This window comes from Ferrimicrobium sp., from assembly GCA_022690815.1.
In the GTDB taxonomy this organism is placed as follows: domain Bacteria; phylum Actinomycetota; class Acidimicrobiia; order Acidimicrobiales; family Acidimicrobiaceae; genus Ferrimicrobium.
Window position 1 is genome coordinate 96,429 of record JALCZJ010000002.1, and the last position, 13,699, is coordinate 110,127.

General features: G+C 57.4%; 9 protein-coding genes. 2 read left to right on the forward strand and 7 right to left on the reverse strand.

All coding sequences use genetic code 11. The annotated features are described in order from the left end of the window. Positions 1 to 8: 8 nt before the first annotated feature. From MP439_01225 to MP439_01240, 4 genes are all read right to left on the reverse strand, one after another. Positions 9 to 1,232: an ABC transporter permease gene (locus MP439_01225; protein MCI2974686.1), complete on the reverse strand. Its 1,224-nt coding sequence runs from the start codon at positions 1,230 to 1,232 to the stop codon at positions 9 to 11. Continuing rightward, positions 1,229 to 1,927 carry an ABC transporter ATP-binding protein gene (locus MP439_01230; protein MCI2974687.1) on the reverse strand — a complete coding sequence of 233 codons (699 nt, stop codon included), beginning with the start codon at positions 1,925 to 1,927 and terminating at the stop codon, positions 1,229 to 1,231. The genes MP439_01225 and MP439_01230 overlap by 4 nt, the downstream gene beginning before the upstream one ends. Further along, the gene (locus tag MP439_01235; protein MCI2974688.1) at positions 1,902 to 3,029 is read right to left on the reverse strand and encodes an efflux RND transporter periplasmic adaptor subunit; all 1,128 of its coding nucleotides are present in this window, start codon (positions 3,027 to 3,029) and stop codon (positions 1,902 to 1,904) included. Before MP439_01235 ends, MP439_01230 begins: the two co-directional genes overlap by 26 nt. A gap of 245 nt (positions 3,030 to 3,274) precedes the next feature. Then, positions 3,275 to 5,467, reverse strand: coding sequence for an arylsulfatase (locus MP439_01240; protein MCI2974689.1), 2,193 nt, complete (start codon positions 5,465 to 5,467; stop codon positions 3,275 to 3,277). A 305-nt stretch (positions 5,468 to 5,772) separates the two neighbouring features. Between MP439_01240 and MP439_01245 the strand changes: the two genes are divergently transcribed. Continuing rightward, complete coding sequence (locus MP439_01245) at positions 5,773 to 6,765, forward strand: flippase-like domain-containing protein (GenBank protein ID MCI2974690.1); 993 nt, start codon at positions 5,773 to 5,775, stop codon at positions 6,763 to 6,765. 108 nt (positions 6,766 to 6,873) lie between these two features. Here MP439_01245 and MP439_01250 read toward each other — a convergent pair whose 3' ends face one another. The 3 genes from MP439_01250 to MP439_01260 form a co-directional block, all read right to left on the reverse strand. After that, positions 6,874 to 7,947 (reverse strand): EAL domain-containing protein, encoded by a 1,074-nt coding sequence (locus MP439_01250; protein ID MCI2974691.1) that lies wholly within the window; start codon positions 7,945 to 7,947, stop codon positions 6,874 to 6,876. A gap of 276 nt (positions 7,948 to 8,223) precedes the next feature. Beyond that, entirely contained in the window at positions 8,224 to 8,667 is a 444-nt protein-coding gene (locus MP439_01255; GenBank protein MCI2974692.1) for a hypothetical protein, read from the reverse strand. A gap of 284 nt (positions 8,668 to 8,951) precedes the next feature. Beyond that, positions 8,952 to 11,327, reverse strand: a complete 2,376-nt coding sequence (locus MP439_01260) for a xanthine dehydrogenase family protein molybdopterin-binding subunit (protein ID MCI2974693.1) — start codon at positions 11,325 to 11,327, stop codon at positions 8,952 to 8,954. A 214-nt stretch (positions 11,328 to 11,541) separates the two neighbouring features. On the opposite strand from MP439_01260, the gene MP439_01265 reads away from it, so the two are divergent. After that, complete coding sequence (locus tag MP439_01265; GenBank protein ID MCI2974694.1) at positions 11,542 to 13,257, forward strand: MFS transporter; 1,716 nt, start codon at positions 11,542 to 11,544, stop codon at positions 13,255 to 13,257. Positions 13,258 to 13,699: the final 442 nt, after the last annotated feature.

Below are 13,699 nucleotides of genomic sequence, written 5' to 3' on the forward strand. Positions count from 1 at the left end.
ACTCCTCCTTATTCGGTCCGCAACGCCTCGATCGGCGAAAGTCGTGCTGCTCGGGTCGCCGGGTAAACACCAAAGACGACGCTGATCACCATGGCGATAGCGATCGCTCCTGCCGTTACCCACGCCGGGATGCTGATCGGATCTGAGATCACCGATGGCAAGACGTGTTGAGCGACAAGGGCAATACCCGCGCCGATACCGCCACCCAAGATGCCGAGCATTAGTGCTTCCACCAGAAACTGTGCTCTGATATCTCGTGGTCGAGCTCCTAAGGCCTTGCGCAATCCGATCTCGCGCGTACGTTCGCTCACTGACACCAACATGATGTTCATCACACCGATACCGCCGACCAACAGTGAGACTCCAGCAATCCCGGCTAGGAGGGCTGTCAAGGTCGAACTCACCGATGTCGCTGTCGTCACCAGTGACTGTTCTGCCGTGATGGTGAAGTTTGCGTCAGCAGGGTTGGAGATCTGGTGGAGCATCAGGAGTTCATTGTCAGCCTCCTGGTAGGCGGCCGACAACGTTGCTCCACTGGTTGCTTTCACCAAGATGGAGTCGACCGCGTCGTTAGAGGTCGTACCAAACAACGAATTGTCAGCGCTTGTCAATGGCACAATGGCCAGATCGTCCTGGTTCGACGTCGGCGAGGTGCCGGAACCGACTGAGTTCAGGACCCCGATGACCGTCATCGGGGTCGTTCCGACCGTCACCGTCTCTCCGACCGGATCGCGCCCTCCAAAGAGCTCGGAGGCCGCTTGCGAACCAAGCACCACGACGTTAGCTCCCTCCGCCTCGTCGTTGGCGGTGAAGAACTCACCGGCCGCCACCGATCGAGACCGAACGGTCAACCAATTTGGTGTCGACCCGTAGACGATCATCGATGTGCTCGTCGTACCATAGGTGATGGTTTCATTGCCTTGCACCAACGGCGCAACGGCTTCGATCGCAGGGGCTACACGATGCGACGCGAGGGCCAGCACGTCTTGGCGGGTCAGTGTCTCGCCTGAGGCAGCCGTCGCCGCAGTCGACCCACCCGGCGAGATCGTCAACAGGTTTGACCCGAGGGCGGAGATCTCATTGGTCACCTTGGCCTGCGCACCTTCGCCAAGGCCAACCGTCACCATCACAGCGGCGATACCGATGACGATGCCCAAAATTGTCAGCAGCGAGCGCATCCGGTTCCACTGCACTGCCTCGAACCCAACGCGAAGCAACTCACCAAATCTCATGCGGCGTCTCCAAGAATCCGTCCATCACGCAACGCCAACGATTGCGAACCCCGAGCAGCCACCTGTTTATCGTGGGTGATCACGACGATCGTCCTACCACCAGCGTGAAGCTCATCGAAGATAGTCAGTATCTCCTCAGCACTCACCGAGTCGAGGTTGCCTGTGGGTTCATCTGCCAGGATGAGATCCGGATCGCCAACGAGGGCGCGGGCGATAGCGACGCGCTGTTGCTGGCCACCAGAGAGCTCCATGGGCCGATGCCGCAAATGGTTGCCGAGGCCAATCCTATCGAGGAGCTCGCTGGCTCGCTCACGACGTTCAGCCTTCGGAACCCGAGCATAGAGAAGGCCCAACTCGACGTTCGCCACCGCGTCCACCGACGCCAAAAGATTAAACTGCTGAAAGACAAATCCGATTCTGCGATTCCTCAAACGAGCGAGCTCAACCTCTCCCATCTGGTCCACTCGCTCACCCGAGATCAGTATCTGTCCGGCAGTTGGAACATCAAGACAGCCGAGAAGGTGCATGAGCGTCGACTTACCGGACCCGGATGGTCCAGTAATCGTGAGAAACTGTCCCTCCTCGACCGTCATCGAGACTCCACGAAGGGCTTCAACCACCACCGAACCCAACAGGTAGCGCTTCGTAACGTCGCGAACGGAGATCACATCAGCCACCGAAGGCTCCTCCTCCACCGAAGGCTCCTCGCCGACCGAAGGCTCCTCGCCCAATAGACGTGGTGCCTGTTGCCCCAGCGAATGACGGAACATCTTCAACAATCTTGTCACCACTCGCGAGTCCCTTGGTCACAACCACCTCAGCGCCTGTGATGGAACCTACCGAGATCGGAACCTTCCGTTGACCCGACCGAGTCGACTCAAGAACGTACGGCGACGAACTCAAAGAATGTACAGCGAGCGTTGGTATCTCGATGACGTCAGGCTCTACCTTGGTGACGATACTCACGGTGGCTGGCAACCCTGCGTAGAGACCTTTTGGGTCTCCAGTGACCGAGATTGTGACAGGAAATGTCGCTACGCCACTCGACGTCGTCGCCACGAGACCAACCGACGTTACGGTGCCATACACGTTGCTCGATGTCCCCTGTACACTCACGGTCGCCTGTTCGGAGTCCTGGACCCCCGAGATGTTGGCATCGCTCACAGCGGCGTTGACGACCCAGGAACTCGACGACTCAATGGTGATACCGACCGTTTGCGCTTTGGTGGCGCTACCGCCGGACGAGGGCCCAACGCTTTGACCGGTAGCGAGATCGACAGCCGTCACGGTTCCGTCAAATGGAGCATACAACGATGCATCTGATAGATTCTGCTTAGCGGTATCCAGAGCTGTCGTATCAGCAGTGACCGTCGCCTGATCTGCTTGAATCGTTGCACTTGGAGCCGCGGCATCCTGATCGGCGGTGAGCTTCGTCTCGGCGGCAGTGAGCTGGGCCTGGGCCTGGGCCTGGGCCGCCTGCAGCGGAGCAGTATCAAGGCTCGCCAATAACGTTGAGGGCGTTACCGCCTCACCCACCGTCGCCTCGACCGAGGCAACCGTTCCTGAAGTCAGGAAATCAACCGTCTGGTCTTGGCTCGGCTCAACCGTGCCTGAGGCTGCAACTTGCTGAGAAGCGGATGTCTCCGAGACGGTTAGCGTCCGTGGAACCAATACAAAGCTCTTCGCGCTCGTCGCCGATGTGGTGAAACTTCTCAGACCATAACCGACGCCGACAAGCGCCAACCCAACGATGACTCCCGCCGCGACGCGTTGCCACCGTCTCCAATGCTGTGCCATGGAACCTAACTTTCAACACGATGAACGATATAGCTACGAGCGCGTAGCCTAGGGCGGTACCCCTGGGAGATAGCTAAAAACCACCAGAGCATCTGATACGAAAGTTAGTTAGTGACTGTCCTAATATATCACTAACAATTCCCTCACAAACCCCTCATACATAGCCACCTGATGCCTCTGTTGCACAACCTTTGTCTCTGAGGAGAGGTGAACGTGGCGACAGCTGACCAAAGGTGAGCATCTCACTACTGTTGGGCGAGAATGGCCTCTATCTCAGCGAGTGGATCACGTACTCGTGGCCCCATTGCCTCGATCACGGCACGCTCAATGGTTCCTGTGAACGCGAAAGGAGCCTCATAACCGTCGCCGACGGATGGCCCCCATTCATAACCACATGTCAACCCAGCACCTACCCCGTTCAACCCCGCAGGGGGAACCCGATCGAGGGCGATCGAGGTAGATTGATCCTCATCAACACTGAGTGTCGCTTGACCTCCATCGCGACCATCTTTACTGAAGACTAGTCTCACCAGGTGTCGACCGGTTCCAATGGCATCAGTGATCGCGATTGTGTGACGGGTTTTGCCGTAGAGGTTGTGGGTATAGTGAATACGCCCATCGAGCACATAGAGCGACCAGCCGCCCAGCGCAGATCCTTGTGCAATGAGTACACCCTTGGGCATCACGCCAGCGGGTACAGTGCACTCCACCTCAATGCGATAGGAACGATACTTGAGATCGATCGCCACCACCTCAGGAACCTGGGAGACTCCAGGGAAGTAGCGCATGCGATCAGGATTGACGCGTTGATCCGGCTTTGGATGGACCAGGGCCCATAGAATCCGATTATCGAGTGGCAAAACCTGATTGCGCTCCGCCTCGAGCCACCACTGTTCGACAAGGTTGGCCAAGAGCTCGGGGTGTTGTTGTGCGAGATCTTCCACCTCCGACAGGTCATTTGCTACGTGGTAAAGCTCCCAGACATCATCGTCGAAGTCGTCGTTCGGGTTTTTGTCGTCATAGAGCGGCGCAATGGGATGGAAGGCGACGGCTTTCCAGCCATCGCGGTAGATGGCTCGCGAGCCGAACATCTCGTAATACTGAGTCGTTCGCAACGCAGGAACATCCGCTGAGTCGGGCCGTAGTAATGAGGCAAAGCTAAGAGAATCCACTGGCGTCTGAGGTACGTAGTCGATCACTGCAGGCTCAGCAATGCCTAGGAGTTCGAGAATCGTGCCGCGCACATCGATAGCGTGGCAATACTGATGTCGGATTCCTCCTTCATCGAGATGGCCATTGGGCCAAGACAAAATGCAAGGATCCGCGACACCCCCTTCATGCACCTCACGTTTCCAACGCCGAAATGGCGTGTTCCCGGCCATCGTCCAACCCCAGGGGTAGTTGTTGTGGGTAAAGGGTCCACCAATCTCATCGATGCGGTCAAACATCTCCTGTGTCGTGGCTGGATCAAGGTTCGCCAACCGAATATCGTTGATGGAGCCTTCCGGCCCGCCCTCGGCGCTCGCTCCGTTATCCGACACGAGTACCACGATTGTGTTACCGAGCTCACCAAGATCATCGACAAAGTCAAGCAGGCGCCCAATTTGTTCGTCGGTGTGGGAAAGAAAACTGGCAAAGGCCTCCATGAAACGCGCGGCGACCGCGGCCTCGGTCTGGTCCAGCTCCTCAAAGGGACGCACCCAATCTGGGCGCATCGAGAGACGGGTACTCGAGGGAAGGATCCCACTTTCCAGCTGCCGAGCGAAGGTTGCCTCCCTCCAGCGGTCCCAACCTTCATCGAAGGCGCCTCGGTATCGGTCTGCCCATCGCTTGGGCGGTTGATGGGGGGAGTGGCAAGCTCCAGGGCAAAAGTACAAGAAAAATGGACGTGACGCCTCAACAGCTCGAAGATCTGCGATGAACGCTGTTGCATGATCGACAAGATCTTCTGTTAGATGGTAGCCATCGTTGTAGGAGCGTGGTGGACGCAGCGAATGGTTGTCGTGATAGAGCGCTGGGAAGAACTGGTGTGTCTCTCCCCCATGGAATCCATACCACCGGTCGAAACCACGCCCAAGGGGCCATGACGCACGAGAGGCTGCCATGTGGGTCTCATCATCTGGGGTCAAGTGCCACTTACCGATGGCATAGGTGGCATAACCTTGAGATCGCAGCACCTCAGACAGGAATCCATTTTCTTTGGGGGGTTTGCCATAGTAGCCAGGGAAGCCAATAGCCAGATCGGCCACACGACCCATCCCATTACGGTGATGGTTTCTGCCTGTCAACAGACAGGCTCTGGTCGGCGAACAAAGTGAGGTGGTATGGAAATTCGCCATCCGTACACCTCTGGCTCCAAGTGCATCCATTCTCGGTGTTGCGATGTCAGATCCGTAACAACCAAGTTGGGCAAAACCAACATCGTCCAAGACTATCATTACCACGTTTGGACTTGCCGCCTTCGGGCGAGGTTCCTTGGGCCACCAGGGTACTGAAGTACGCCAATCTCGACCAATTGTTCCATGGAAGTCCACTAGATTCCTCTCTTTCTCTCACCCGGTCGCCAGCGAAGGCCCAGGAGCGCTAGAGCCCAGCTTCGCCTGGATGCAGTCCTCCTGACCCGGTATTCGGACGAGTGCTGCCGACGGTGAGTCCGCAGTATCCACGCCCTCTTAGATGCCAACACTACCACTACACTTAGGTAGTGCGCCTCCGGCATTTCTTTGCACGACCAACCGTTCGCATGGTAATAGGAATCATCGTCGCCGGTGTTGTCTTCGTCATCCTGTTCCACTCCCGATCAGAGCTTGTCTTCGCACTCGACCGGCTCAGGACGCTTCGCTTTGGGTGGATGCTATTGGCTGGACTTGCGGAGTTCCTCTCTGTGGTGAGCTATGCCCTTCTCCAGCGCAAACTGCTCAACGTCACTGGTTTTCGCATCGGGTTGCGTTTCTTACTGGGTATTACGCTGGCCACCGACGCGATCGCCGATTCGCTTCCGGGCGAGCCGGTCTTTTCCAGCGCCTTTCGATTTGCCCAATATCGCCGCCACGGAGTCGATGCAGCCAACGCGACCTGGGTCATGGTGACGGTCCTTGTCGCCCTTGCACTTGGATTATCCGCGTTAACACTGCTCGGCCTCCTCATCGCTTTGATCTTCGGCAGCAAGCGCGGGCCAGCGAGCCTAGGAGCGCTCGCCGTGATTGTGCTTACTGTAATGGTGACCGTGCTCACGCGGGTGTCGCTGTGGCGGCGAGTGCTTGACTGGAGTCTTCGAATCAGCCAACATCTCCCTCCCCGCCTTCGCAACCGATTACACCCAGCGCTCCAGCAATGGAACACGCTCCTCGACGACATCCATGTAGGCGTGCTCGACAGCTTCATCATTGGGCTCCTCGGCGTCTCCGAATGGGGGCTCGATCTCGGCTGTCTCATCCTCGTCTTCCCAGCTCTAGGATTTCCGATCCCGTGGACCAGTGTAATTCTTGGATACGCCGCGAGTCAGATCATCGGCGTCGTTCCCATCACTCCAGGTGGGCTGGGGATCATTGAGGGCAGTCTGAGTGCGGTACTCATCACCTTTGGGGCCCTAGCGCGTCATGCAATCACCGCCGTTCTGGTCTACCGCCTCATCTCCTATTGGCTGCTCATACCTATCGGCTGGATAGCCTTTACCATTATCAGGATCAAAACTCGTCGCGAACGCAACCAATCCAGTGAGACAGCTGACCGATAGTAGCATCACACACAGGTCGTCCAGGTTCACTGCCTTACAACGTCTTCGGCCAGTTCGCGCGTTGGTCTTCGCCAGGGCTCTTGCACCCGCGCCCTTCCACCAGTCTGTCTAGACGGCCCCTGGCCATTCGATGCTGCGTATGGGGTCAGCCGCAGGCTTGGCAAAAACAAATCCTTGGATCAGCGTCACACCAAGGTCAACAACACAGGAGAGCTCGGCTACCGTCTCGACTCCCTCGGCAACCACCTCAATGCCCTCTCCCCTTGCGGCAGTGATGACCCCGGCGGCGATCGCCCGCTGGAAGCGTCGTTGATCGATGTCATGAATGAGGTCACGATCGAGCTTTATCACATCGGGTACCAGCTCAATCAGGGTGTTCAGTCCGGCATAGCCGCTGCCGACATCATCAAGTGCTACCTGAAACCCATGGCTGCGATAGTACCGAAAGATAGTCTTGAGATGAGAAAAATCAACGATCTGTTCGCTTTCGCTGACCTCAAAAACAATGCGGCTAGGGTCAAATCCACATGCATTCGCGATAGCTAGCGTCGTCTTGAGACATTGACGTGGGTCATAGATGGCGTTGGGGAGGAAATTTATGAATAGCCTTCCCTCAAGGTCCACCTTTGCCGCCGAGCGGATCGCCGTCTCTCGCGCGAGGCGGTCTAGGTAAAAGATCGAATCGGTTTGTTGAGCATAGCTGAACAGCTGGTACGGAGTGATGATCTCGCCACGAAGGTCACGTCCTCGACTCAACGCCTCGTAACCAACGATCTGGTGGGCCTGGACACCAACAATGGGTTGAAAATGTGTCTCAATATCACCACGTTCAAGGCACGCGCCGACCTCAGGCATCTCTAGAGCTGTCACGAGCGCCCCAAGTGTTGTTGACATTCCCAACCAACCGAGTTCACGAGACGATGGATCGATGCGATAGATACGAATTCGATCTTGTTGGAATTCCGTTAGGCGATCACCATCGCCCAATAGCGCAACAACCCGGTCAATCGCGACATCGCTCGGAATCAACACTGTGCCCTGCGTGGCACATTCGATACCCGCGCGCACCAGAAGTTGACGTACCCGCCGACGCAACTCATCATCGGCAACCACTAAGACTCCCGGATCTTCGGTCACTAGATCAGTCGACCGATAGGTTCCACAGGTCTCACAGTTCGCCACGATGCGCCCCTTGTCCGCTCTTGATGCCTTGCTCAGAGTAACTATCGGCACCGAGAGCAACGACTGAACTATGTTGGGCACTCCGACCACACGAGCCAGTGTTCGTGCGTTAGCGATTCAATATCTCAGTGGTGGCGCTCACAACAATCGACGAGGACGCCAGTGGCCAGCCTCGCAGACTGGCTGTCTTCGACACCACAGTAATCAGCTCTCCAGCAGACAGCGAAGGCTTCGTCGTGTCTGGCACCGGCCTACGTCGAGCCAGAACCACCCCGGCTACTTCAAGGCGACGACCGAGACACCAACGGTCGATGAGCTACCCTCAACCAGTACCTCCCAATGGGTATCGTCCAAGCTGTAGAGAGCTGAAGGCGTGTTGGCATACGAGTCCTGCTTCTGGACAAAACCGAGGCCTTTGAGCGCCTTGACGTAGCGATTCATGAAGGCCGCTTGCGACGAGGGACTGGGGGCGTAGGTCAATTGAAACTGAGCCCGGTGTTTGGTGGAATCGTTAGCAACATTGATGAGCGAGGCACCTTTGGGCAAAGGCACAACCCGAACCGGGAAGCTCTTGGGAAGCCTTGCCAAAATGGAGGTTGGCTCCGAGGACGTATCAACCGGGTGAGATGCCTGCGATTGCACCTTTGTGCTTCCGCAGGCGGCGAGCAGCACTGAGGCGACCGCAAAACCTGACACCAGGCGATGGAGTCGAACACGCATACGACCACCCTAGCGCACCATCACCTTGGCCATGATGTTCACGACTCAGCCGATCAGCGCACGTGGCCGCGGCATCGTGAGTAATGCTATCCACGCCACCATGCAGAGGCTGAACAAGAACTCAACCTTAGAATCGTCTGAAGTCATCCGCGGACACCTGATGACATCCGGCCACTGGATCAGGCCAGCAGCTAGCCACAACAAAGACATCGAAGAGTCTGCGAGGCGTGGTTATCGTCGGCACGCTGTAACGCCGATGGCGTGCCGGTACGCTGGGCTCAGCCTCAAATATCGACATCCGCAGCGTCAGATGACGTGTCAGAACCTCGAATCGGCAGGGAACCAAAGATGTCGCCCGGCTCTGACCACGTGGACCTTTGACCCGTTTTGGTAGCGTCTGCGATCGCACGCCAAACCCTCTCAGGGGTACACGGCATGTCGATGTGGCGCACGCCTAGATGTGACAGAGCATCAACGACCGCATTGACTACCGCGGGTGTTGAGCCAATTGTGCCCGACTCGCCAATCCCTTTCGCTCCAAGTTCGTTATAGGGGGTGGGAGTCTCGGTGTTCAACGCTTCGAACGATGGAAGCTCGGCTGCCGAAGGGACAGCGTAGTCGGCAAACGTCGCCGAGAGGGGGTTCCCATCGCCGTCATAGATAGCCTCCTCCCACAGCGCTTGCGCCATTCCCTGGGCGATACCGCCATGTTGTTGGCCATGGACAATCAATGGATTGAGGATACGCCCGCAATCGTCAACGGCGACGTGGCGCAGCGGCCGTACTTTACCGGTTTGGGTATCCACCTCTACGACACAGAGATGGGCTCCAAACGGGAATGTCGCACTCGCTTGGGTGAAATCGAAGATCTCACGTAATGGAGCGTCCTGTTGGGCGGCAAGCTCTGCTAACTGTGACCATGTTAGATGGGCACTTGGTACGCCAGCCACGCTCAGGCCACCTTCCGCTACGAGGATGTCATCCTCCGCCGCCTCAAGATGATTGGCCGCCAACCGCCGCGCACGATCAAGCACCAGGGTCGCAGCGCCAGCAACCGCAGACCCTCCTATCTGGAGCGACCGCGACCCTCCGGTGCCTCCTCCGCGGGGAATGATAGCGGTATCAGACTGGCGGAACTCGATCCGATCCAGCGGAATACCTAGACGATCGGACACAATCATTGCAAACGAGGTTGCGTGTCCTTGGCCATGTGCTGAGGTGCCAACGTCAATCGTGGCCGATCCATCAGGGTGAATCTCTACCGACGAGTATTCGTTTTGGCCTCCTCCCGCAGTGATTTCGACATAGGTCGCCACGCCAATGCCGAGCTGCATCGGATCCCCTTGTTCTCGCCGGCGCGCCTGTTCTTGACGAAGCTGTTGGTAGTCGACGGCCTCCAACAGGCGATCCAAGGCCTTGCGGTAATCCCCACTGTCATAGGTGGTGCCAACCTGGGTTGTGACCGGGAACGCATCCGCGCTCAAGAGGTTGCGCCGGCGAATCTCAACCGGGTCAATCCCCAGCTCGTCTGCTGCCATATCGACGATTCGCTCTAAGAACGCAGCCGCTTCGGGTCGTCCTGCTCCTCGGAATGCGCCGACTGGGGTGGTATTCGTAAAGGCAGCGACGGCGCTATAGGCGATTTTCGGGATCTGATAGACCCCTTGTGCCATTGTTCGGGTCGGCCCCAATACCAGCCCGCCACCAAAGCCACCATAGGCACCACCATCACCGATCATCCGGCAACGCAATCCCGTCATGACCCCCTCTCGCGTGAGTCCGAGTTCGACATACTGGACCTGGCCACGGCCCTGGGGCATAGCAACCATGTTTTCGGATCGACTCTCCACCCACTTGACCGGCATCATAAGACGTCTTGCCAGTGCAAACGCTACCGCGTGCTCAGCGACGATGCCAGCCTTACCCCCAAAGGCGCCTCCAACATGAGGCGCGATCACCCGTATCAATGAGGCATCAACGTCAAAGACACCTGCTAAGAGATCGGCGACGGCATGTGGCATCTGGGTTGAGATATAGACCGTCCATGGGTGCTGTTCATCCTCGGGTGTCGGAACGACCAAGATGGCGTTACCCTCCATTGGTGCAACCGATACACGTTGATTGATGAAACGACCACGGACGATCACTTCGGCGTCGTCGAGGACATCGGCGTCGCCCGGGTCACGGTAGCCCGCGGCGATATTGTGCAAGGCTCCAGCGTAGAGCTGAGGAGCACCAGTGGCGAGGGCATGCTCCATGTCCACTACAGCCTCGAGGGGCGTATAGTCAATGGTCACCATGTCAGCGGCATCGAGGGCTTCGGCCCGAGTTCGCGCAACGACCGCCACCACTGGATCACCGACAAAGTACGCCGTCTCGCTAGCCAACGGCGGGCGTGGCACAGCTTTGTTGAGTGCAGCAAAACCGTGAAATGCCGGAAGGCCAAGTGTTCGGGCGCAAAAGACTCCAACCACCCCTTCGGCTTGTTCTGCCAAGCTCATATCGATACGGTCAATGTGCGCATGCGCGAACGGAGAGCGTACAAAGACCAGATGTACCGCGCCCGTGATCGGAGTGTTGTCGACGAAGCTACCAGCCCCGGTAAGCAGGGCCGGGTCCTCAACGCGAACGACTGATGTTCCAAGTATTGATCCAGGCATAGCTTCAGGTTAACCCGGCGAGCAGCCTCCTACCGGCCCACACGATCACAGGATGAGCGATTCAACACCAAAAGTCGACCGGGTGACCGCGTCATGGTTCATGTAGTGGTCAAAGCAGTTTGCGGCGACACGCAAGATGCCCGAAAAATGTTGGTCCGCAACAGACAGTTACTTGGTACAAGCAAATAAACTGTGGAGGCGTAAGGGAGGTTTTGTGACAACGTTAACGTCTCACGAAGACCGGTACAAGTGGATTGCACTCAGCAACACAACGCTCGGCGTCTTACTCGTTGCAATCAACGAATCTATTCTCATTATCGCGTTGCCAGCGATCTTTCGTGGCATCAAGTTGAATCCGCTGATCCCGGCGAACTCGTTTTACCTGCTGTGGATTCTGCTAGGCTTCATGCTCGTTACCGCTGTTCTCGTGGTGACGCTCGGGCGCATCGGCGACATCTATGGTCGAGTTCGAATGTACAACCTAGGTTTCGCGATCTTTACCTTCTTTTCGATCCTACTCTCCGTCAACTGGCTCCACGGGCAAGCTGGTGGTGCCTTCATCGTCGGCATGCGCCTCGGTCAGGGGGTTGGTGGTGCCTTCCTTTTTGCAAATTCGTCTGCCATTTTGACCGATGCCTTCCCAAACAACCAGCGTGGACTTGCCCTCGGTATCAACAACATCGCTGGTATCGCCGGGGCATTTATTGGACTGGTCGTTGGCGGTCTCCTGGCACCGATTGACTGGCGGCTCGTGTTCGTCGTCTCAGCTCCGATCGGGCTCGCTGGAACCATCTGGGCCTACCTCAAGCTCCGTGACAACGGAGTTCGCACACCAGCAAAGATCGATTGGCTAGGCAACGTGCTCTTCGCCGTCGGACTCACCGTTCTCCTCGTCGGCATCACCTACGGTATCGAGCCCTACGGGAGTTCGGCGATGGGTTGGGGCAGTCCAAGGGTGTTAATCGAGCTTGCAATTGGTCTCGTTCTGTTGGTGGCGTTCGTCATTGCGGAAACCAAGGTCAAGTACCCGATGTTTCGAATCCAGCTGTTCAGAATTCGGGCATTCTCAGCCGGTAACTTCGCGTCACTACTTGCCGCCATCGGGCGCGGTGGGTTAATGTTCATCTTCGTCATGTGGCTCCAGGGCATCTGGTTGCCACTCCATGGTTACAACTTCTCGGTGACCCCACTTTGGGCGGGTATCTACATGCTTCCGCTCACCGCGGGATTCCTCATCGCCGGGCCCGTGTCTGGCATCCTCTCTGACAAGTATGGTGCTCGACCCTTTGCGACGACAGGAATGGCGCTCGCGGCACTGACCTTTGTTGGTTTTGACTTTCTCCCGATCAACTTCTCGTATCTACCATTCGCGCTGCTCATGCTCGGTAACGGGCTCGCGATGGGCCTCTTTGCATCCCCGAACCGTGCAGCCGTCATGAACAGCCTCCCTCCCAATCAACGCGGCGCTGGAGCTGGTATGTCAGGTGTCTTTCAAAATGCCGCCATGGTCCTCTCGATGGGCATCTTCTTCACGCTGATGATCTCGGGAATCGCCTCGGATTTGCCTGCTGCACTCTACCACGGCTTGGTAGTCAACAACGTGCCAAGTGCAGTGGCGACCAAGGTCTCCCATCTGCCACCGATATCGAGCCTCTTTGCCGCGCTGCTGGGCTACGATCCAATCAAGAGCATCCTCGGCGCGGCGTTCTTGAGCCACCTGCCTGCACATTCAGCTGCGATCTTGAGCGGACGCCGCTTCTTCCCAACATTGCTGAGCAAACCATTCTCAGACGGGTTGAACTTGGCATTCCTCTTTGGCGCCATCGCTTGCGTGCTGGCTGGTATCGCCTCATTGCTACGCGGTAAGAAATACGTCCATGGAACCGAGACGACGGCCGAGCCATCACCGAACGAGGCAGTCGTCGACTAGCAGGACCGCTAGCGAATATCAAGGGGGCAGGCAGCCTTTGTCAGCAAGCATCAGCAATCTCCCGAAAGACATCCGCCGCCATAGCACCAGCTTGCTGGGCCTCGGTCGTACAAGCGGTGCGGTCGAGAACACAGCATCGCCCAACCCTTTCCCTGTTGACCCGAGTCCCGGTGGCGAATCAGCACCGTGGCTCTGGGTCAACAAGCGATCGATTCGTGCGAGCCGCTGGGTTGCGAGGGCCCGATCTCATAGTGCAAAGGGGCGGCCATAATCGGATCGAGGTCCAAACGATGGTGATCGAACGTTGAGGCCGGTGCTTGTGACGTCTCGGTGCCTGGACTTTTGGAATTGTGCTACGGCGCTGCGTGTGATCCAAACGTCATCGTCCTACGATGAACTGTGAAGAGAGACATCCAACCGATTCGGGCATCGTTGGCGCCGA